Raw genomic sequence first — 20,569 nt, 5'->3', positions numbered from 1 at the left:
GTTTCCGGGACGTCAGCGCCCCGTGGGAATCGCGCGGAGACCGCCGATCGGCCACGCGGAGTAGTTCTTGCGGTAATAAACGAGCGGAGGCCGGTCGTACGCTTCGCCGTCGTCGAGCAGGCCGATCACGACCGAGTGGTCGCCGACCCGGATCTCCTCGCGCACCGAGCATTCGGCGTGCGCGAGCACGTGCCCGGAGAGGATCGGCGCCCCGCCCGCCGACGGCGCGGCGAGCCAGTCGAACCCGGCGAACTTCCCCCGGCCCTTCCGCGCGAACCGGTCGGACAGCTCGCTGCCGTGCCCGGCCAGGAAGTTCACCACGAACGTTCCCGAATGCCGGATCGCTCGCAGGGTCTGCGAAGTCTCGTCCAAGCAGACCAGGAGCAACGGCGGGGTCTTGGCCACCGCGGTCACCGTGTTCATCGTCAGGCCGCACGGTTCACCGTCCTCCCCCACCGCGGTAACGACAGCGACCGCGGTCGGCAGGGAACCGAAGATCTCCCGGAATTTGCCGGCGTCGACAGCCATGGTCATCCCTCCGCAGCCGTGCCGTCGTGGCGCACCGAACGGTGCTCGACGAGCCAGGAACCGCCGTCTCGCACCAGCACGTCCTCCGCGCACGTGCTGAGGTGCAGTTCCGCGGAACCGCCCTTCCGCGTCTGCACGACCGTCGCGTAATAGCGGGTGTGCACCACGTCGGGTCCGGCCAGCCGAGCGGTCACCATGCCGATCCAGTGCCGACGGTCGAGCTGCTGCGCCGCGACTTTCCCGACTGCGGCCCGCATCTTCGCCGCGATCTCGTCCCGTCCCCGCCACGGCCGTGGAAGAACGTTCTGCTCGAACACCCCGTCCAGGGTGAAAGTGCGCGCCCATTCGTCAGCCGCCCCGTCGTCGAGCAGCTGCATCTGCCCGGCGTAGAACTGCTGGAGTTCGGCGTAGACCGTCGCGTCCACCGTCGCGACCGTCCCGTCGCCTGCCGGGGCGGTCACGACCGTGCCTTTGCGGCGCGCTCGGCGAACTCCTTGGCCAGCCCCAAGGTGATCTGGCTGTTCCCGCTGAGAGCCGCCTGGGCGAACTCCCGGGCCTTGCCGATCGTGGCACCGGCGCCCAGTACCGGTTCGACCGCCCGCGGGTCGATCACCACCGCATGCCGCGAGGTGACCCGCACTCCGGACTCGACGTCGTCGAAGAACCAGCAGCCGACGTGCGCGGAAAGCAACGCGGGCAGCACCTGCTGCTTGTACGCGATCTTCCGTTCGCCAAAGCAGATCCGCACCGAACGCGTGGTGTGCGCCGAACCGTCCTTCGCCGTGGTGTCCATTTCGAGGATCTGCACGTCCGGCACCGGTTCGGCGATGTCGACCCTGTCCACGTGCGGCAGCCGGGAGGGCCAGTCCCGCGCGTCCCGGATGAACGCGTAGGTGTCCGCACGAGAACCGCCGATCACCACACTGTCCTCAAAGGACAGTGAAAGGCCGTCTTCGCCGGACTGCTCGGCTACCGCTTTCAGGGCGGACAGTTCGTGCGCGCTGTTCTCGCCGACCACCCGCGCGATCCAGGCCAGGCTTTCCGCGTCATCGGTCAGCGCCCGGTATTCGTGCCGGATCCGGACAGTGCTCCGGCCGGGCCCCGGCTCGACCGACCAGTCGCTGTCCATCGCGGCGAGCGGCGGCGGAGAGGTTTCCTGGGCGAACCGCACGGCGGTCGACCCGGGCTCCGTCGTCCGCCCGGTGACCCAGGTCTTGACCTGGTCGCCCGCGGTCGCCCACACCTGGAACTTTTCTCCGGCCTCTCCGCCGCGGAGCTTTTCCACATGCACCATGGGCGGAAATACCAGCGGCCAGTTCTCGACGTCGTTGATAGTGGCGAAGATGCGGTCGGCGGGCGCGCCGATCGTCTCGGCGTGCACACTCGTCTGCCATTCCTCTTCAGGCAAGGCTGCCTCCGTCCCCGTGAGTCTTTTCCGGGCGCGGCATCGCGAACCGGGCAAGACCAATGCTGGCAGCGCGCACTGAGGCTTTCCTGGAGGCGCGGTACACGACTCCTGAAATAGGCCGCGCACGGCATAAATCATATTTTCTTGTGACCTGACTCACACTCGAATGGTTGACTTGACCTCTAGATAACTAGAGATGCCACACTCGTTTTCGCTTGCAGCACAACACTTTTAGCAGGTATACATACTGAGGAGGACTCCATGCACGGGCCGATTGCCGGCTACGCGACCGAGCGCGGATCGGCGGTGAACCGATGAAAAATCCGCAGGGAAAGAGCGCGGATAAATTCGGAATCCGCGGTTCGAACGGGACCTCTTCAACGGAATCGCAAAGCGTGCGGTCGCCGAACAAGATGCTCGCTTTGACGCTTCTCGCGTCCGCCCAGTTCATGCTAGTGGTGGACAGCTCGATCGTGAACATCGCGCTCCCCTCGATTCAGGCCGATCTCAAAATGTCGGCCGCCGAGCTTTCGTGGGTGGTCAATGCGTACGTGCTCGTCTTCGGCGGCTTCCTGCTGCTCGGCGGACGGCTCGCCGATCTCGCGGGCCGCCGCCGGATGTTCATGCTCGGCCTCGCCCTGTTCACCGTCGCTTCGCTGCTCGGCGGTTTCGCGCAGAGTTCCGGATGGCTTTACGGCGCGCGGGCGGTGCAGGGACTCGGCGCCGCGCTCACCTCGCCCGCCGCGCTTTCCTTGCTCACCACCACGTTCTCCGAGGGCAAGGAACGCAACAAGGCGCTCGGCATCTGGGGAGCCGCGGTCGGCGCCGGCGGCGCATGCGGCGTGCTGCTCGGCGGCGTCCTCACCAGTTGGCTCGGCTGGGAATGGGTGCTGTTCATCAACGTGCCGGTCGGCGTGCTCGCCATCGCGCTCGCTCCCCGCCTGCTGCGCGAGAGCGTCGCCGAGGACGCGGCGGGCATCGACGTGCCCGGCGCGGTCTTCATCACCGGCAGCATGGCGCTGCTGGTCTGGGGCCTCGTGGACGCGGAGAAGTCCGGCTGGGGCTCGACCGGCACCATCGTGCGGCTTGCCGTCGCGGTCGTGCTCTTCGCCGCCTTCGTCGTGACCGAGAAGGGAGTCAAGAATCCGCTCGTCCCGTTCTCCATTTTCCGCAACTGGGCGGTCACCTCGGCGAACGTGCTCAACATCCTGCTGAGCATGACCCTGTTGGCGATGTTCTTCTTCATCGCGGTGTACCTGCAGGAGGTGCTCGGGTTCAGCGCGCTGGTGGCGGGACTGGCCTACCTTCCGCTCACCGCGACCATCGTCGTGTCCTCCCAGCTCGCCGGGAAACTGGTCGGCAAACTCGGCCCGAAGTGGGCGGCGGTCACCGGACTGGCCCTGCTGACCGCAGGTCTGGGCTGGTTCGCGTCGGTGCGACCGGGCGGCAGCTACGCAGCCGACGTCCTCGGGCCGTCGATCCTCTGCGGCACCGGCATGGGACTGTCCCTGGTCGCTGTCACGATCGCGGCGATGAGCGGCACCCGCCCGCAGGAAGCCGGGCTGGCGTCCGGCCTGATCACCACGACCCAGCAGATCGGCGGGGCGCTCGGCCTCGCGATCATCGCGTCGGTCGCGGCGGCCACGACCGCCGGCTTCGGTCCGGGCGCGGAACACAACCCGCAGTATCTGACCGAAGGTTTCCAGAACGGTTTCCTCCTGGCCACCTGCGTCGCACTCGCCGCGGCATTGCTTTCGCTCGTATTGCTGCGCCCCCGGGCCGGCTCGGCGACGCCGGAAGCCGAAGAACGGATTTCTCCCGCTTCCAGCTGAATAACCGCACCGCCGAGTCGTCGTGCCACTGCGCTGTCGAATTCCCCTGGGACAGCGCAGTGGCACTTCGCGCCGTTCTCCCGGCCCATTCCGAAGCGAACAGATCTCCCGGGCGCTCAAGCCAAAAACGTGCTACGCTCAAAGATGGCTGCAGCCGCGCATTATTGAGACAAACGGCACACTCTTCGGCTATTGATCCATCTTCCGCCGATCAACGAAGCTTGAGCTTACGCACTATCGCAGCACTTCATCACAGCGTCGCGAAAGAGAACCGGCATGTTCAGTTAGTGATAGCCATTGGGGGGGAACAATTGCGTTTCTATGTACTCGGCGGCCTTCGCATTACGAACGGAAGGGAATCGTACCTGCCGACCGCGCCCAAACAACGTCAGCTCGTCGCGCTGCTCCTGCTCAACGCCAACAAACCGGTATCGACCGAAACCTGCATGAGCGAACTGTGGGAAGGCCGTCCGCCGAGAACGTGGGCGCAGACCCTGCAGACCTATGTACTGCAGATCCGCCGCACGCTGGCCGCGGACCCCGAGCTGGGTTCGCTCGCCGGGGCGAGGAAGCACCTGGCCACCATCGCCAGGGGCTACGCCATGGTCGTCCAGCCCGGCACCTTCGATCTCGAGCGCTTCCGGGACTGGGCCGCGCAGGCCCGCGCGGCCCGGCAGGCCAAGGACGACCCGCTGGTCTCCCGGCTGAGCCGGGAGGCGCTCGCCGCCTGGAGCGGTCCGGCGCTTTCCGACGTCGACCTCGGCCCGATCCTGCGCGGCCAGGTACGCAGCCTGGAAGAGGCGAGAGCCTCGATCGCCGAACAATGCTACGAAGCGGAACTGCGCCTGGGGTACCACCGCGAACTGCTCAGCGAACTCGGAGCCGAAGCCGCCCAGGATCCGATGAACGAGAACCTCCAGTCCTTGTTCATGCTCGCGCTTTACCGCTCCGGCAGGCAGGTGCAGGCACTGGAGGTCTTCCGGCGGCTCCGCGGCGATCTCGCCGGGGAATTGGGCTTGACCCCGTCCGCCCGGATCAGCAGGCTGCACGAGGCGATGCTGAGAATGGATCCGGCCCTCGACTACCAGAGCCGGCAGCAGCCCGCGCTCACGTCGAGTTTCCCGAGCCAGACCTGATCGTTCCCGGAACACGACCGGAGGTCGCCTTGACATCGGCATCGGGCGGTTCCGCGCCCGCTCTTCGTTTCGGAATCAATCTCCTTTCCACCGGATCACGACGGGAATTCGTCGCGAAGTGCCGGAAAGCCGAATCGCTCGGCTACGACGTGCTCCTGCTTTCCGACCACCTCCGGCTGCCCGCCTCCCCCGCCAACGCGGCAAGCATGGCCCCGTTGCCCGCGCTCGTTTCCGCGGCCGAGGCCACGGAACGGCCGAAGGTGGGGACCTTCGTGCTCAACGGCGGTTTTCACAACCCGCTCCTGCTGGCTCGCGACATCGCGACGATCGACCGGCTGACGGACGGCCGGCTGGAGCTGGGGCTCGGCACCGGGTACGTCCGCGGCGAGTTCGAGGCAGCGGGCCTGCCGTGGGGGAGCGCGAAAACCAGGGTCGACCGGCTGGAAACGCTGGTGCGCGAGGTCGGCAGGCTGCTGGCGGAACCCGGTTTCGGCCTCGACCCGGTGCAGAAGCCCCGGCCGCCGCTGCTGATCGGAGCCAACGGCGACCGGATGCTCAGGTTCGCGGCCGGGCACGCGGACATCGTCGGGTTCAGCGGCCTGCGCCAGGATCCCGGCAAGTCGTCGGGCGAGCTGACGCTCGTCGACGCGCCCGCGATGGCCGAGCGGGTCGAGTTCCTGGCGAAAGCGGCCGGGGAAACCGGCCGTCGACCCGAATTGAACGTCTTGGTCCACACGGTGGCCGTCACCGCCGACCCGCGGGCGGCGACGAGGGGCATCCGCGGTCGCCCGGACGGGATGACCGACAACGAAGCGCTCGAACTGCCGGGCCTGCTCGCCGGCTCGGGACGCGAACTGGCGGACCGGGTCCGCGCCCGGCGGGAACGCTTCGGGTTCAGCTATTTCACCGTGCTGGAACCGTTCATGGACGAGTTCGGCCACGTCATCGAACAACTGCGCTGAGGGAGACGATCGTGATCGTGCTGGTGAACAAAATGACCGTGCTCGGTTCCGCCGAGACCTACGAGCGGCTCTACGAACGAGCCGGCCGGTACATGGAAGAGCAGCCGGGCCTGATCCGGTATCAGCTCGCGCGGTCGCAGAAGCAGCCCGACGTGTACTTCAACGTCGCGGAATGGGAGACGGCGGAAGCTTTCGAACAGGCCGCCCGCGGCGAGCGGTTCGCCGAGTTGCTCGCGGACCTGACCGGTCTGGTGGAAAGCGACCAGGACGTCTACCAGGTCGTCTTCGAAGGCGCTCCCACCTCCGGCGAGTGACAGGGCCAGGAAACGGCCGGTCCGGCATCAGCCGGGCCGGCCGTTTCCGTCAGCTCCCCGGAACTCCCAGCGACGCCCAGAATCCGCACTGGTGCTCGGCCGCGAGATCGACCGGAGCGATCCCGCCCGGCCCTTCCGCGAACGAAAGGACGTCTGTGCTGGAGCCGAAACGGGGCCACGCCGGCGCGCCAGGCGAATCAGGAACGCCGGTGCGTGCGAAGGAAGTCCAATAGCCGATCATGGTGTCGCCGAGGGCTCGTTGCGACGCGGTCAATTCCGCCCCGGCCTCGGCGTAGCGGAACAGGTACTGCAGCTCGGCGGTGTGCTGGGCACCGGAGGGAAACCCGGGAATGTCCGTCCGCGGCGGTGCCGTGCGATCCGAGAACTCGTACGCGCGAACCCGGGCGTGCCGAGCGGCGAGTTCGGCGGTCCACAGGGTCGGGCAGACCGAAATCCTCGGCAACGCGTCCTGATAGTCGGTGTTCGCCGCCGCGAGCGCGAGGCTCGGCGTCGGGTAGCCCGCCAGCGGATACCGGGCCAGCACCTTGTCCGAGGCGGCTCCGTAGCCCTGCCGGATCAGCTCCGGATACTGCGCGGCGGTCACCGGTGTGCCCGCGCCGTCATAACGCGGACCGACGAGGAACCGCGCCTCGTCCCGGTTGCCGCCCACCAACAGGTCAATCTGAGGCAGATCCCCCGCCCGCAACGCATCCGCGGGCTGGACCGGCAGCACGGCCGTTCCCACGACCGGCTGCCAGGCCTGACTGCCCGCCGCGGCGAGCAGTTCAGCGGGAGAACGGCCGCGAAGGCATCCCGCCGGATCGGCGCCCGCGCAGCCGGCCGCGGCCGCCACGCGTTCGCCGTCCGGCTCCGCCTCGTCCCGGGTTCGGAACGGCACCGCACACGGTCCGCTCTGCAGGATGGCGCGCAGGAACAGCCCAGCCGCGCGCGGCGAAACAAGCTGACCGCAGAGGCTGGTCGCGCCCGCCGACTCGCCGAACGCGGTCACCCGGGCCGGATCCCCGCCGAACGCCGCCGCGTTGCGCTGCACCCAGCGCAACGCCGCCTGCTGGTCCTCGAGCCCGAAGTCGCCGGACCGGCCGCCCGGGGCGTCCAGCGACCGATGAGCGAGAAACCCGAACACCCCGAGCCGGTAGTTCACCGTCACCACGACGACATCTCCGCGTGCAACCATCCTCGCCGGGTCATAAAGCGCACCCGAGCCGACGACGAATCCGCCGCCGTGAAACCAAACCAGTACCGGCCGCTTTGCGGCACCAGCACTCGTCGGAGCAAATACGTTGAGTTTCAGACAGTCTTCGTCTCCCGCGTTCCCCGGCTGAGGACACGCAGCAGGCGCACGAGTGGCGTCCAGCGGCTCCGCCCAAGCCGGCGGCGCCTGCGGAGAGACCCAGCGGCGCGCGCCAACCGGGGCCGCCGCATACGGAATTCCTTGAAACGAAAGAACCCCGGCGGTGACCGCACCATTCACCGGCCCGCTGTCAGTTTCCACCGCTTGGCCCACCGCCGCGGCCGCCGCGGTGACCGGGAGGCCCCACCCGACCAGCAAACAAACCACAAGAACGAAATTTATTCTGCCGCGTTTCCGTATTGACATCCAATGCCTCCCCATTTGCCGGAACCATCGCTGCGCCATCAGAACCATCGAAACCCGCTGCGTCACCTCATCAGGCGACTTCCTTGACCTTCACCATACTAGAGGTTCTACATTCCTTTCGCAGATTCAATCAACCAGTTTTTGGAGCAGACGAGCATGACGGTGAAAGTCGGGATCAACCATTCCGCGCTCAATGACGGCGCGGTTCCCCATCCGGGCGCGGTCGCGCGCCGGATAGAAGATCTCGGCCTGGACTCCTTCTGGTGCGGGGACCATCTCAGCACCGAGGACGCCACCCTGGAGAGCTCACTGGCCCTGGCCGCCGCCGCGGCCGCGACCGAGCGGATCGACGTGGGGTTCGCCGTGTTGCAGCTGGCGCTGCGCCCGAGCGCGTGGGTGGCGAAACAAATCGGCACGCTGCACTTCCTCAGCGAAGACCGACTCCTGCTGGGAGTCGGCGTCGGCGGCGACCGCCCCGACGAGTGGGCCGCCGCGGGCGTGCCGCTGAAGCGACGAGGCCGCCGGACCGATGCCCTGCTGCGCGCCCTGCCGCGCCTGTTGTCCGGGGACCCGACCTGCCTGCCGGACAACGAAGCCGCCGAAGTAACCCTGCTGCCCGCAGTGCCGATGCCGCCCGTGTGGGTAGGCGGCCATTCGCTGGCCGCCCTCCGGCGGACCGCGCGCTACGGTCAGGGTTGGCTGCCGGCGTTGCTCACGCCCGAACAGATCCAGGACAGCATGGAGACCGTGGCGAGGTTCGCCGACGAAGCAGGCAACGCCACACCCGCCGCCGGAGTGCAACTGTTCACCGCGATCACCTCAGCCCCGGGCGGACCGGAACACCGGCAACTCGCCGGGATGCTGTCCGCCAAGTTCGGACTGTCCGAGCAACAGGCGACCGAGATCGTTGTCAGCGGCCCGCCCGAGCACCTCGCGGAACAGATCGCGAAGTACGAGAAGGCGGGCGTCGAACATGTCGTGCTGAGCCCGATCGGTTCGGACAGCTGGGAACTCCGTACGGCCCTGGCCGCGGAAGCCAAAGCCCTGCTATGACGAGTGCTCGGCGGGGCTGCTCTGGATCTCCGGAACAGTCCCACCCGGTCTCTTTGGGCGTTCCGACTCGCGCCGCCTCGCCAACCGGCCGACTACGGCAGTGCCTGCTGACCTCCGCACGAGCGGCACTGCCTGGCTGCTGGCCACTGTCGCCACGCACCGCGTGCTCCTCCGGCGTGATCGCCCGCACAACCAAGCCGACCGGACCGGACATCACCGCCTCGCGACGAACCTTCGGCTGTCCGACAAGCGCCTCTGCGAAACTCCGCGATGCCGCTTCCGCGACCCAGTGCCTCCCGTCACCGAAGCGGAGTGAGCCCTCGCAATCGACGCTCCGGATCTTTGCCCGACAAGATCCACAGAACGTCCGACCAAGCTGGGAGCGGCAGTCGACGGTACACCGACCTGGGGAATCTTCCCGATTATCGCATATGCTCGGAACATATGATTATTACATGTGGCTTGCCGGAGCGGTTCCCTACCCCCCTGAAAAGGTGTGCCCAACCGTCGTATACTCTCTTCATCAGCAAGTCCGAGTGGCGGAATGGCAGACGCGCTAGCTTGAGGTGCTAGTGTCCTTAACGGACGTGGGGGTTCAAGTCCCCCCTCGGACACACACGTTAGACACACGGGGAGAGGCGGTCACTACGACCGCCTCTTTTTCATTGTCATAGCGGAGTTGCACGCCGAGGTCCTGGTAGACCCGCGTGATCCGCTCCGGCGTCCGCGAGTTCAGCGCTCGGGCCACGTCGTCCATCGAATCGAGCCGCGCGTAGACCTCCGCCGCCTCGATCACGGTCACCTTGGGCAAGTGCTGCAACTCGGCGCGCGCCGCCTCCCGCTCCGCCTGCGCCGTGTTGATCGCCTCGACCACCGCGGCCGGATCCACACCCGCCTCGATCGCCGCCTGATGTCGGCGCAACCGCGACTCCGCATCAGCCAACCGCTTCTCCGCTGACTCCCTGCCGGTCGAGTGCGTCCCGCCCTGCGAAGCCACCAGTGCGGCGACCGTATCGTCCCGGTTCGCCGGGTCGAACACCTGACACAGCCAGCCGTTCAACGCTGGCATCACGACGTCTTCGCGCAGATTGACCGTCTTCGGGTGGCTCTCCAGCGCGGGTGATCCGGGTGCCAACGTCCTGGCCATGCACCGGTAGTACACCGTCTTCCGGATCGGCGCGCCCTGCATCTTCCGGCCGCAGATCTCGCAGCGAATCAGACCTTTCAGCAGGTAGACGTTCTTCGACGTGGGTCGGTCCCGCTCCAGCTTCGCGATACCACGCATCCCGCCAGCGCCCCGCGACCGCCGCAGCAGCTGTGCCTGCGCGAACGTCTCCACCGACACGATCTCCGGATGCGACTGCCGCCGCGACCGAACCACCGTGCCCGGATCCGACTTCCGGAACCGCACGACGTAACCAGCGCTCACGTCGTCCGGATTCAGCAGACGCTCGTGCTTCGTCCAGCGCCCGAAAACCGCGTAACCCGTGTACCTGGGATTCTCTAGGATCGCCCGGACAGTCGAGCCCTGCCAGCCGTCTCCCGGACGGTGCCGGTTCTGCTCCGGCCGCGCCTTCGACGGACACGGAATGCCGTCCTGGTTCAGCCCACGAGCGATGACGCGGTCGCCCACGCCTGCCAAATACTCGGCGAATATCCGGCGCACCACATCCGCCACAGGCTCATCGATTTCCAGCACCCGCAGCCGGAACCCCTCAGCAGCCTTCCGCGGATTCGGATGCGGACCCCCGTCCACCACTCGATACCCGTACGGTGCCCGGCCGCCCTGATGCCGCCCTTCGTTAATCACCTGCGCGTCCATCGCCGATCGGACCCGCGCCTGAACGTGCTGACGTTCCGACTCACTCATCCCACCGAGCACGCTCATCAGCATCTTGTGCGACGGATTGCGCGCATCGAACTTCCCGCCCAGCTCCGGAACCCAAAGATCCACCCCGTACGCCGCGAATCGGGGAGCAATCAGCGAAAACTGGTTCCCGAACCAGCAGCGCGTCCCCTCGCCGACCACAACGCCGGTCCACTCTCGCCGTGAATCCTTGAGCGCGGCCAACAACTGCGCACCCGCATCCCGCCGCTCCCACGGCACCGAACGCGACTGGCCAACGTCGAAGTACTGCGCAACTACTTCTCCGCCCAGCGGGCCAACGAACTTCGTGGCGTTCCCCAGCTGCCAACCCAGCGAGGTCTCCGGATCCTGGTTGTCCTCCGTCGAGCACCGCCCGTAGAACGCCAACGAACCGATCTGCTCCTCAGCAACGACGGCCGAGTCGACGCCGAGCGCATCGTCCAGCACTGCCCACGGATCGATATCGAAATCAGCTGTCATCGGTCACCCCATCCGTACGGTCCCAGTACGGCACGTCGGTCAACTCGACCAGGACCGCAAGCAGTCCGCGCGCCACCACTGGCGTCAATACTGGCATCTCCGCAGGCAAGATGACCACAACGCCCTGCTCGTCGGTCCTGGAACTCGTCATGACGCCCCCTCGACGCCGAACGAAGCCGCCTCGCGTCGCGCCTGATCGATTTCAGCTATCAGGTATCCGCGAACCTGACGAGTTCGGCCGTCGTCGCCGGTAAGGCGGTACCGCGTCGGGCGGCAGCCCAGTTCGCTCATCTGCGCCGCGAACGTCTTCGCCTCGACACCGAGCGCGGCCGTCAGCTCTGAGGTCGGGACGAACTCGCGATCGTCCGCCACGTCCTCCAGGTACTCGACCACCGCGCGCAGCGGCTCCGGCAACCGCTCCTGAACCGCGTCATCATGGGGAGCCGCAACGATCTGCGGAGCGGCTGGCATCTCCAGTTCCGGCATCGACGCACCGGCTGCGTGCCCGGTCAGCGTCCCTTCTGCCTCACGCAGCTCCCGACCACGGCGACAGATCCTCTGCCAATCCTCATTCGGCATGTAGTACGTCCGCACAGTCAGCGCCAGCACATCCCCGCCAGCCTGTGCATCCCCGTCCGGCCGGAGAATCCCAACGCCCTTGTGCGACGCGAGCAGCCGACTGCTGTCATATCCGCGCGTGTTCATCTGCTCGCCAAGCACGATGTTGCTGTCCCGCCAATCCATGACCCGCAACGCGAACCGAGACCCCAGCACCGCCCGCAACCCAGACGGAATCGTCTTCGAATCCGGCCGCTGCGTCGCCAACACCAGCACAATCCCGGCCGCCGGACCCTTTTTCGCCAACCACGTCAACAACTCGCCGACGTATTCGCCCGCCGTCAACGTCTTGCCCTCAACCTTGACCGGCGTCCGGTCCTCCAACGGAACCTGCACCTCGTCCACGAAAATCGCCGTGATCGGCATGTCCAACGCCCGGTCCCGCGACATCGCCGGCGTCACCTTCGACTCCGGACACGTCTCGTCGTCCAGCTCCCGCATCCGCCGGAACCGCCCCTGCACCTCGCCGACCAGCTCCACCAGCCACCCGACCAGCGCCAACACATGCTGCGGCTCGTCACCTGACATGAACCGATGCGCCACGCGCCCAGCCGCGTCCCAGTCCTTCCCAGCCTTGAAATCCGCCACATACAGCCGCGTGAACGGGTCAAGCACCAGCCCAGCCGCAGCCAACCGCGCCGCGAATGTCTTGCCCTGCCGAGGAATCGCCCCAACCAGCAACGACGTCCACACCAACGGAAGATCCACCCGCCGGTCCCGAGCATCCCGTCCAAACGGGACCGGCCGCCACGCGTCCCACCGCGCCACGTCGAGCAACGGCGTCCTCCGCGGTGCAGATGCGTACGGATCCTCATCGGCAACCCACATCGCGACCCGGCCAGCGTGCCCGCCGTTACCGCGCACCCGCTCCACGATCAGCTGCACCTCATCCACCGCGAGCGCCGATGCCAGCGCCTCACGGTTCTTGATCACGTCCGCAGCCTTCCGCGTAGCCGGAAGATCCACGGTGATCGCCCAGCCGTCGCCCATCCGCGTCGCGCGCTCGAACAGCCGCAACGTCTCGTCCTTGCCCACCAGCTTCGCGTCCCGGAACGCATCGACCAGCACCTGCGGATCCATCGTCCAGCGCAACGTCCGAGGCCCGGCCAAAACCGCTTTCCGCCCTGGACTCCCTTCGCGCTGCCGTCCGAGCACGGCCAACGCAACCGCCAAGACTCCACCGGCAACCCAAAGAGCAACGGTGCCGTAGACCAGGTGAGCCATCAGCGTGACCGCAGCTGCTCCAGCTGCAACCGCACCGGTGACTTTCCACCGAAACAACGTCAGCACCCGGATATCGGCGAACTTGTCCGCCAACTTCTCGGACTGCTCCGCCGCCTCCCGGAAATCCCGCACGGTCACCCAGGCCCGCCACCACCGCGCAGCCGCAACCAGCCCACGCGCCACCGCGCCCAGACAACGGAACGGCGAACGCACCACGCCCGCAACGAAGTCCTTCGCCGCTTGCCGTGCCTGGCTCCGGTCCTTCAACCACGTCGGCACCCACCGGGACCGCAGCCACCACGACTCAAACCGCTTCCGCGGCCGCGGCTGGGGCAACGTGTCATCCACCAGCTCGCCGTCGAGCATCGGATCGGCCTTGACCAACGCATCGTCAGCCATTGGCCACCTCCGCGCGCAGCGCCCGAGCCAACCGCGGCGACAACCCGCGCGAACACCCGGTCTCCTGCCGAACCCACGCAGGCGTGATCTCCACGCCCGGAGCCCAAGCCGCCTGCGCCTCGGCGAGGTAGTCCGCGAACAGCTTCCGCCGCCCGCCCTCGATCGGCCGAACAACTCGACGCTCGCCAGCAGCCGCCAGCACGGCATCGGTCAGCTTGTCCCGAAGATCAGTGACAGCCTCCACCGCCACAAACACCACCAACGGCGGAACGGAATGCAGCACGATCGCCGCAGCCTCACCGGCCATGAACGAGGTCCAGGTGTTCATGACATACGTCGCCGCCAGCGTGAACCACTTCGCCCGCCGCACCCACGGACCAGTCCGCACCTGATACCGCGCCGTCACCTGCTCCGCCCGGAGAATCGCGAGCAATACCAACGAAACCGTCGGATCCAGCACCCACGCCGCCAGCCACGGCAACGACCACACCGCCGTATCCGCCGACGCGAAGGTCTGCACGTTCGTCATCGTGAAGCCCAGCCCGAGCATGATCCCGGACCACGCCATCCAGTCGACCTGCCGCCGCACCCGCTCAATCCGCAGCGCCACCACGTCCGGATCCGTCTGGTACGCCCGAACCTCCGCAGCCTCAGCCGCGTCCTGCGCCAACTTCTGCGCCCGACTCATCGCCGACCACCCCGCTTCGAGGTGTCGACCGTCGTCACGGTGAGCGCCCGAGTCAGTGCGTGCGCAGCGAACAGCGCAGGCAACCCCAACACCGCCAGCAAGACCCACGTCCCGCCCTGGTGAGCGATCACCACCCACTGAACCGCCACGATCAGCGCCGCATTGAACACGACCCGCCCGGCCAACGACACCAGCCGAGCCCCAGACCGCGCCTTCTCCGCAGCCGCCTTCGCCCGGCGCGCACCCGCACGCCACACCCAAAACAGCACCAGCAGCACGCCGACTCCGGCCACGAGCTGCGTCGGCGACACGGTCAGCCCGTTCATCGCGCACCCCCAGCCCGCTCGCCGCGGCGCAGCCAGTGTGGGTGCAACGCCTGCCGGTCGTCGTCGGTCATCCCGCCCCAGACGCCAACCGTCGCCGCCCCGGCCGTCCGCAACTCCAGTTCCAAGCACATGTCCCGGACCGGACACCCGCCGCACATCCGGGCAGCGAGTTCCGCGTCCGACGACGCGGGTGGCGGGTCACCGTCCGGTGGCCACATACAGAGTCCGTCCCTGGTCACAACGTCGTAGAGCACATCGGACGGCACCCAACGAAGCGCGTCGAGCCGCCAAGCGATCCCGATCAAGGCGAGTTCGTCCATCACGCCGCACCTCCGCGAAGGACGCGCGTCAGCTCGGTGGACGGGATCCGCAGCCCTTCCCGGCGACGGACCACCCGCAGCTTGCGACTCCGGATGGCCCGGCTGACCGCGCCCCGCGAGACACCGAGCAGCCAAGCCGCTTCATCCGGCGTGTGAAAAGTGACATTCGAGTTCATAAGAAAAGGCCAATCTGATGATTTCAAGACTATGTTGTTGATTTCAGCTTCCCGAAGGGCATAGATATCCGACGCGCCGCGGCACACGCGCTACGCGGCGCGAGAAAAGCGCAATGACGCGCTAATCTCGGCGCTGAGGCGGAGCGCGGAGGAATAGGTGTCGGAGGATTGGGCGGCGGTCGCGAAGGCGATCGACATGCGCGTGCACGAACTCGGCTGGCGACAGCGAGAGCTGGCCGAGCGGTCGCACGTGTCGCAGGCGATCGTGCGCGAGCTGCAGCACCACACGGTCGAGCGCCGACGGAGCGCGCGCACGCTCGAAGCACTGTCGACCACGCTCGGCTGGCACCCGCAACATCTGCAGGCCGTGCTGCAGAACCGCACGCCGCCGCACCCTGACGAGCCGGCCGATGACGGCGGCGAACTCTCGACCCGCCTCGACGCGCTCGAGCAGCGCTTGGACGAGATCTTCGACCGGCTGGACGACGTCCAGACCAGCCTGGCGACCGTCGTCGACCACGTGCAGAAGAAGCGCTGACGGCTTGCGCTGCGGGCTGATGAACCAGGTGATTTCCATACCCCGAATTCAAGGCCGAAACGGCGACCGTTCCCATGCATCGGCAGTGCACGAGCAGTGCACGACTAATGCAGCTTCGAATTCGGAATGCGCGCGCCGATGAATCCTGCCGACGAATGGACGGGCCGCACCGCATCGGCCTTGCAAGCAGCTCTCCGAATGAGCAACGAGGGTTTCGCCGCGCACCTAGGCATCGGCGTCCGCACGGTCGCGTCCTGGCACCAAAAGCCGGACCTGCGCCCGCGGTCGGAGATGCAACAGGTGCTCGATCGCGCCTACGAGCAGCTCGGCGATGCCGAGCGCGCCCGCTTCGCCGAGCTGACCGGCACCGCACCGGCCGAAGCACCCGGAGATCCCCGCCTGGATGACGACCCAAACATCGCGTCCGCGCTCGAATGGATCGACCAGCACGCGCACTGGTTTCCCGGAACCGCGCGCCGCGCAGTCGCCGCCAAAGCCGCGCAACTGGACACCCAAGCCCTGCGCGACCGCAGCACCCGCCGTAGCTGGGTCACCCAACGCGACACCGCCGACGCGCTTACCGCCTACTACGGCAGCCGAACCGGCGACCACGGCCTGTACACCGCGCGGGTCAGCACCGAACTCGTGAACACCAGCGTCCTGACCTGCGCGAACTGGCTGGATCTCGACTGCGAGCTACGCCCCGCATCAGACCGATTCAAGGTCGCCACCGCGCAGCCCGAGGCAGACCTGGCCCTCGACGAGCGCGCCGCCACCGCAGCAGTTCATCGGCTCGCCGAGTCGCTGGCCATGAACACCCGCCTCGTGAACAGCCCTCTGTACCGCGCGCTCGCCCTGGACATCGCTGAACACCAACTCGCCGGATCCTTCGGCACCACGCACTTCGTCCACTACGCCCTGACGCTGGACCTCCTGGAAGGCGAGCTGGTCGACGCCATCATCGCCGGCGGGCCGCTCAAGCTCCCTTTGCGAGACCGTTACCTTCCCAACCTGGCGTCCATCCTCGACGTCGGAACCCGGCTCTGCGCCGGCGGCGCACTCGCCCTCACCGCAATTGCCCGCCCCACCGACCCGTTCCGCGGAGAAGCCGACTACGTCCTACTAGTCCAAGAACGCTCGGGCAACGTCCTGAACGCCGCACGCCGCCTGGCCGTCATCCCGAAGGGCTTCCACCAGCCGCTCACCGACGTCCGCCGCGACGCTCAGATCGGCGCAACCCTTCGGCGCGAGATGGAAGAGGAACTGTTCGGCCGCCCGGACATCGACAACACCGTCACCGACTCGCTAACCGCAGACCCGATGCACCCGACGCTCCTGTCCGAGCCGATGCGCTGGCTCATGCAAAAACCCGGCCGCCTCCGCATGGAGACGACCGGGTTCGGGTTGAACTTGGTAAGCGGCAACTTCGAGTTCGCCAGCCTCATCGTCATCGAAGACGAAGAGTTCTGGAACCAGTACGGCGGAGTCGTCGCGGCGAACTGGGAATCCTCGACGCTGCGCCAGTATTCGACCACGGACATCGAGCTTCTGACCGAACTGCTGACTGATGTAGCGTGGAGCAACGAAGGTTTGTTCGCAATGACGCAAGGACTTCGACGCCTCGCGGAAATCGGCGGAGACCGGGTGCGCCTGCCAACGATCGAGTGGGAGATCAGCGAGTGACCGAGGGCTGGACCAGCGGCAACGCCAACGAAGACGCTGCAGACAACCGCGGCTGGCTGGTCGGCCACTTCCTCGACCCCTCGCACGGAGTTCGAGCGACAAACGACGTGGAAGTCAAGTGGGCCAACCATCCCGCGGGAGACAAGCGTCCCGAGTGGACGGCCGATGATCAGCGCACCACGCTCGTCATGCTCATCTCCGGCGAGTTCCGCATCGACGTCACCGGCGGCGCGAAAACCATGTCACGCCAAGGTGATTACGTCATGTGGGGTCCAGGAATCGACCACTCTTGGGAAGCGCTAGCCGACTCTGTCGTGCTCACCGTCCGGTGGCCGTCAGCAACGTAGGTCGATCGGCGGCAACGACACCCGCGCACCGCCGATCTCCGACAACCGGCGCAGGCCGAGCAAGAAGGCGAACAGGCCCTCGTTCGTCCACTTCTCGTCGGTGATCAGCTCGCCGACCAGCTCACGGTCGAGCGACGAGTACTGCCTCAGGCCGGAGACTTCCCAGTTTGCCTCGACCACACCACCGAACCGCGGCCAGAACTCCTCGTCCTCGATCACGACGAGCGCCGCGAACTCGTAGTTGCCGCTGACCAGGTTGAACCCGAACCCGGTGCACTCCGTCCGCATCCGACCCGGCTCCGCCGTCAACCACCGCATCGGTTCCGAGAGCCGCGTCGGGTGCATCGGGTCAGCCGCGCGCTGCACCTCCGTCGTGGTGTCGACGTCGTCCCGGCCGAACAGCTCTTCCTCCAGCTCACGCCTTAGCGTTGCACTGATCCGCGCGTCTCCGCGTTGGTCCGCGAGCGGGCCGTGGAACCCCTTCGGAATGACGGCGAGCCGCCCCGAGCCGTTGACCACTTGGCCGGATCGTTCCTGGACCAGCAAGAGATAGTCAGCTTCACCGCGCACGGGATCCGCTGGTCGGGCGATAGCCGTCAGGGCTAGGACGCCACCGGCACAAAGACGACTGCGCACGTCGAGAACACCAGCAAGGTCTGGCAACAGCTCGCTCCGCAACTGGGTCTCGCCAGCCGCTAACTCCCGTTCGAGCAGGTCCGGACCCAACGCGTACTCGACAAACGAGGCGGTGCCGACTGTGCCGCCGACATGATCAGCGCAAACGTCAACGTCAAGCAGCCGGTACAGCGGCCGAGCGGCAATCCGGACGTCCGCCGTCGCTGCTTCTGCCAGCCGAGCCAACGCGGCGTCCGTTGTCCTCACTCGTTGCGCCACGGCAACTCGTGCATCTAGCACGAGCACATCCCGCTGGGCGTCCAGCGAACAGCGGAGATCGGTCCAGTCGGGTCTGGTCACCACGCTCGTGGTGACCAGTTCGCCGCCGACCTCCGCACCGAAGTAGCAGTGTTCGCCCTCGGGAGCGCCGTAGAACTGTCGAAGTGCCTCCGCCTCCTCAGCTCGGCGACCGATCCGACGCTCACGGCCCGACTTCGGTCGCACAGCATGCCGAGCTGTCCCCGCAGCCCAGCCCGCCGACTTGTCCAACCATTCGAACGCGGACGTAAGCGCAGGGCCTCCCGCTTCGGGCGAGCCTTGCCCGAAGAATGCCCGCACGTCCGCCACCGGTCGCCCGAGCACTCTTCCCAGCTCCGGCCACTGATGCGGCAACGGGCGATGCCCACCGGATTCCCAGCGCGCGACGGTCGTCCGGTCGACGCCGAGCACCGCGGCGAGCGTCTCCTGCGTGTGACCAGCGTCTTCGCGAGCCAAAATCAGCGCTTCTCGCCGCTCCGCCATCGCCGCACCTCACCCCTTCCGGCCAGCCAAGTTGGACGATAGCAAATGCAGACGCAGGTTATCCGCACAAGTGCCACAGCCTTGCCACACGAGCGCCGTGGTCTCGCACCAGCCGAACGCATTGAATGATTTCAACAGATCGCAGACGGTCGAGGAGGTCGGATGCCAGTTGGGACGGAAAGGCTGTGTGACACCAGCCGCAGCAGTCGACTCCGGCTCGAACTGGGCGTCTCAGGCGCTCTAGTGAGCATCGGCCTGGGACACGTCACAGCCGTCACACCGTGATTCGCCCAGCTTAAAGCCGCTTTCGTCGCGTCACGCCACTCCGCGGCCGCCCGGCACTCTGTGACAGCTCCGAGACGCACCAACCACCGGTACGGGGATCCTCATGCGAGCGCTGATCTTCATCGATCTCGATCACGTCCGCCCAGTCGTGGATGGCGTGTGGCACCGCGCCCTCCTCGACTCAGTCCCGGATCCAGGCGAAGACGTGACCATGATGTGTGGTCTCACCGCGCCGGCCGGTTTCAAGTCACGCGACAGCCGCGACCCCAACTGCGTCCTCGTCACGTGCGTCCACTGCGACTACCAGTACCGCCGCGCCAACGGCTTCCCCATCCCGTCGAATCATCCCGCGCTGTCGCGGTAGCACGAGATAGAGCCAACTGCCGATGCCCCCGACTCCTCGAACGCGCATCCTCGGAGTCAGCCTCCGAAACGCACGCATCGAAGCCAACTTCGGACTCCGCGAGCTGGCACGCCGAATCGGCGTTGCGCCCGCGATGCTGTCCAGCTGGGAACAAGCGCGCCGCACGCCGAGCCTCACCGACGTCGCCGGCATCCTCGGCGCAATCGGTGCCGTCGGCCAGGTAAGGCGCGACATTCTCTGCATTGCCAACGGCACAGCAGAACAATGCTGGGTCGTCCGCGGCACACTGGGGTCTCCGGCTCGGACCATGGCGCTCGCCGCGCACGATGAGTCCGCGCAGTCGATCGTCACATGGGATCCGTTCGGCATCCCGGAGGTGCTTCGGATCCTGCGCCCTCGCCCGGACACCCAGTCTGCCCCCCTGGAGGCGTTCGTAACCGATCAGGCTCTCCGCGAGGGGGTTGGGGGCCCAAGCCAAACCCTACGATCCTTTGCCCGCACTGCCGCGGGGTCACGATCTCTCGCACTTCACATTGTCCCTGCTGATCTGGCCTGGCAGGCTGGCCTCACGACGGCGTTCGACCGATACTCCATGAACAGCGGAGAATCGGTTGTCTACTGCGGACAACGAGGCCTTGGCATCTTTACGGTCGATCCGCGTGAGACCGGCAGTCCGTTTGATGCAGATATCAAGTTAGTCCGGCAAATCGCGGCAAGCCACGGAAGAATGCCCGGCTTCCCGCCGACGCCCGGTTCAGCTCTTGCGTCTTAGCGACGGCGCATCCTCAGCATCGGCCGACTACTCCATGTCACCGTCCGGGTCGACGGCTCGGCGATTGCCCTGCGCATCTCCCCGGGTTGTTCCGGCGGATGCCCTTAATCTCCCCACAGGACGGTCGTGCTGGGATTGGGATGCCGTCCGGGCGCGCGCGAACGGGTGACCCAGGTGGCGCGGCGGCGGGTTCCACGAACCTTGTCGGGAGGCGG

The 20,569-nt window shown here is 67.0% G+C and carries 22 protein-coding genes and 1 tRNA gene; 11 read left to right on the top strand and 12 right to left on the bottom strand.

Going from position 1 to position 20,569, the window contains the following annotated elements; all coding sequences use genetic code 11:
- Window positions 1–12 precede the first annotated feature (12 nt).
- From D0D37_RS03965 to D0D37_RS03955, 3 genes are read right to left on the bottom strand one after another with little or no spacing between them, the layout of a single operon-like run.
- Window positions 13–528 carry a flavin reductase family protein gene (locus D0D37_RS03965; protein WP_116199118.1) on the bottom strand — a complete coding sequence of 172 codons (516 nt, stop codon included), beginning with the start codon at window positions 526–528 and terminating at the stop codon, window positions 13–15.
- A gap of 2 nt (window positions 529–530) precedes the next feature.
- Window positions 531–989 (bottom strand): nuclear transport factor 2 family protein, encoded by a 459-nt coding sequence (locus D0D37_RS03960; RefSeq protein WP_208719788.1) that lies wholly within the window; start codon window positions 987–989, stop codon window positions 531–533.
- On the bottom strand, window positions 986–1,936 hold the full coding sequence (locus D0D37_RS03955) for an aromatase/cyclase (protein ID WP_208719787.1): 951 nt from the start codon (window positions 1,934–1,936) through the stop codon (window positions 986–988). The genes D0D37_RS03960 and D0D37_RS03955 overlap by 4 nt, the downstream gene beginning before the upstream one ends.
- 395 nt (window positions 1,937–2,331) lie before the next feature.
- Between D0D37_RS03955 and D0D37_RS03950 the strand changes: the two genes are divergently transcribed.
- The 4 genes from D0D37_RS03950 (at window position 2,332) to D0D37_RS03935 (ending at window position 6,180) form a co-directional block, all read left to right on the top strand.
- Complete coding sequence (locus D0D37_RS03950; protein WP_208719786.1) at window positions 2,332–3,768, top strand: DHA2 family efflux MFS transporter permease subunit; 1,437 nt, start codon at window positions 2,332–2,334, stop codon at window positions 3,766–3,768.
- Between the two features lie 311 nt (window positions 3,769–4,079).
- Window positions 4,080–4,904 (top strand): AfsR/SARP family transcriptional regulator, encoded by an 825-nt coding sequence (locus D0D37_RS03945; protein WP_208719785.1) that lies wholly within the window; start codon window positions 4,080–4,082, stop codon window positions 4,902–4,904.
- 29 nt (window positions 4,905–4,933) lie between these two features.
- Complete coding sequence (locus D0D37_RS03940) at window positions 4,934–5,866, top strand: TIGR03621 family F420-dependent LLM class oxidoreductase (RefSeq protein ID WP_116199116.1); 933 nt, start codon at window positions 4,934–4,936, stop codon at window positions 5,864–5,866.
- Between the two features lie 11 nt (window positions 5,867–5,877).
- Entirely contained in the window at window positions 5,878–6,180 is a 303-nt protein-coding gene (locus D0D37_RS03935) for an antibiotic biosynthesis monooxygenase family protein (protein WP_116199115.1), read from the top strand.
- A gap of 49 nt (window positions 6,181–6,229) precedes the next feature.
- Here the strand turns inward: D0D37_RS03935 and D0D37_RS03930 are convergent, their stop codons facing one another.
- A complete protein-coding gene (locus D0D37_RS03930; protein WP_116199181.1) occupies window positions 6,230–7,798 on the bottom strand; it encodes a carboxylesterase/lipase family protein in 1,569 nt (522 codons plus the stop codon).
- A gap of 156 nt (window positions 7,799–7,954) precedes the next feature.
- On the opposite strand from D0D37_RS03930, the gene D0D37_RS03925 reads away from it, so the two are divergent.
- On the top strand, window positions 7,955–8,851 hold the full coding sequence (locus D0D37_RS03925; protein WP_208719784.1) for an LLM class flavin-dependent oxidoreductase: 897 nt from the start codon (window positions 7,955–7,957) through the stop codon (window positions 8,849–8,851).
- 530 nt (window positions 8,852–9,381) lie between these two features.
- Window positions 9,382–9,465: transfer RNA gene (locus D0D37_RS03915), tRNA-Leu, on the top strand.
- Here D0D37_RS03915 and D0D37_RS03910 read toward each other — a convergent pair.
- From D0D37_RS03910 to D0D37_RS03885, 7 genes are read right to left on the bottom strand one after another with little or no spacing between them, the layout of a single operon-like run.
- Window positions 9,447–11,198 carry a recombinase family protein gene (locus D0D37_RS03910; protein ID WP_116199113.1) on the bottom strand — a complete coding sequence of 584 codons (1,752 nt, stop codon included), beginning with the start codon at window positions 11,196–11,198 and terminating at the stop codon, window positions 9,447–9,449. The two genes, D0D37_RS03915 and D0D37_RS03910, sit on opposite strands and share 19 nt — an antisense overlap.
- Window positions 11,188–11,349, bottom strand: coding sequence for a hypothetical protein (locus D0D37_RS46445; protein ID WP_162834071.1), 162 nt, complete (start codon window positions 11,347–11,349; stop codon window positions 11,188–11,190). The genes D0D37_RS03910 and D0D37_RS46445 overlap by 11 nt, the downstream gene beginning before the upstream one ends.
- Entirely contained in the window at window positions 11,346–13,439 is a 2,094-nt protein-coding gene (locus tag D0D37_RS03905) for a cell division protein FtsK (protein WP_116199112.1), read from the bottom strand. The genes D0D37_RS46445 and D0D37_RS03905 overlap by 4 nt, the downstream gene beginning before the upstream one ends.
- Window positions 13,432–14,127 carry a hypothetical protein gene (locus tag D0D37_RS03900; protein ID WP_116199111.1) on the bottom strand — a complete coding sequence of 232 codons (696 nt, stop codon included), beginning with the start codon at window positions 14,125–14,127 and terminating at the stop codon, window positions 13,432–13,434. Before D0D37_RS03900 ends, D0D37_RS03905 begins: the two co-directional genes overlap by 8 nt.
- A complete protein-coding gene (locus D0D37_RS03895) occupies window positions 14,124–14,453 on the bottom strand; it encodes a hypothetical protein (protein ID WP_116199110.1) in 330 nt (109 codons plus the stop codon). The genes D0D37_RS03900 and D0D37_RS03895 overlap by 4 nt, the downstream gene beginning before the upstream one ends.
- A complete protein-coding gene (locus D0D37_RS03890; RefSeq protein ID WP_116199179.1) occupies window positions 14,450–14,773 on the bottom strand; it encodes a WhiB family transcriptional regulator in 324 nt (107 codons plus the stop codon). The genes D0D37_RS03895 and D0D37_RS03890 overlap by 4 nt, the downstream gene beginning before the upstream one ends.
- Complete coding sequence (locus D0D37_RS03885; RefSeq protein WP_081655285.1) at window positions 14,773–14,949, bottom strand: helix-turn-helix domain-containing protein; 177 nt, start codon at window positions 14,947–14,949, stop codon at window positions 14,773–14,775. Before D0D37_RS03885 ends, D0D37_RS03890 begins: the two co-directional genes overlap by 1 nt.
- Before the next feature lie 157 nt (window positions 14,950–15,106).
- Here D0D37_RS03885 and D0D37_RS03880 point away from each other — a divergent pair, with 157 nt between their 5' ends.
- The 3 genes from D0D37_RS03880 to D0D37_RS03870 all read left to right on the top strand — a co-directional run bounded on the left by D0D37_RS03880 (window position 15,107) and on the right by D0D37_RS03870 (window position 17,517).
- Window positions 15,107–15,487, top strand: coding sequence for a helix-turn-helix domain-containing protein (locus D0D37_RS03880; protein WP_116199109.1), 381 nt, complete (start codon window positions 15,107–15,109; stop codon window positions 15,485–15,487).
- Window positions 15,488–15,685: 198 nt separating this feature from the next.
- Window positions 15,686–17,170: a transcriptional regulator gene (locus D0D37_RS03875; protein ID WP_244223368.1), complete on the top strand. Its 1,485-nt coding sequence runs from the start codon at window positions 15,686–15,688 to the stop codon at window positions 17,168–17,170.
- Window positions 17,167–17,517: a signal peptidase I gene (locus D0D37_RS03870; RefSeq protein WP_116199108.1), complete on the top strand. Its 351-nt coding sequence runs from the start codon at window positions 17,167–17,169 to the stop codon at window positions 17,515–17,517. Before D0D37_RS03875 ends, D0D37_RS03870 begins: the two co-directional genes overlap by 4 nt.
- On the opposite strand, the gene D0D37_RS03865 is transcribed toward D0D37_RS03870, so the two are convergent.
- Window positions 17,506–18,933 (bottom strand): helix-turn-helix transcriptional regulator, encoded by a 1,428-nt coding sequence (locus D0D37_RS03865; RefSeq protein ID WP_116199107.1) that lies wholly within the window; start codon window positions 18,931–18,933, stop codon window positions 17,506–17,508. The genes D0D37_RS03870 and D0D37_RS03865 overlap by 12 nt on opposite strands.
- Before the next feature lie 388 nt (window positions 18,934–19,321).
- Here D0D37_RS03865 and D0D37_RS03860 point away from each other — a divergent pair, with 388 nt between their 5' ends.
- Window positions 19,322–19,582, top strand: coding sequence for an HC3 family zinc finger protein (locus tag D0D37_RS03860; RefSeq protein WP_116199106.1), 261 nt, complete (start codon window positions 19,322–19,324; stop codon window positions 19,580–19,582).
- A 22-nt stretch (window positions 19,583–19,604) separates the two neighbouring features.
- Window positions 19,605–20,354, top strand: coding sequence for a helix-turn-helix domain-containing protein (locus D0D37_RS48730; protein WP_116199105.1), 750 nt, complete (start codon window positions 19,605–19,607; stop codon window positions 20,352–20,354).
- Window positions 20,355–20,569: the final 215 nt, after the last annotated feature.

The organism is Amycolatopsis circi (assembly GCF_003385235.1).
GTDB lineage: Bacteria > Actinomycetota > Actinomycetes > Mycobacteriales > Pseudonocardiaceae > Amycolatopsis > Amycolatopsis circi.
Note: the sequence above shows the minus strand (reverse complement) of the source record. Positions and strands in the feature narration are given on the sequence as shown.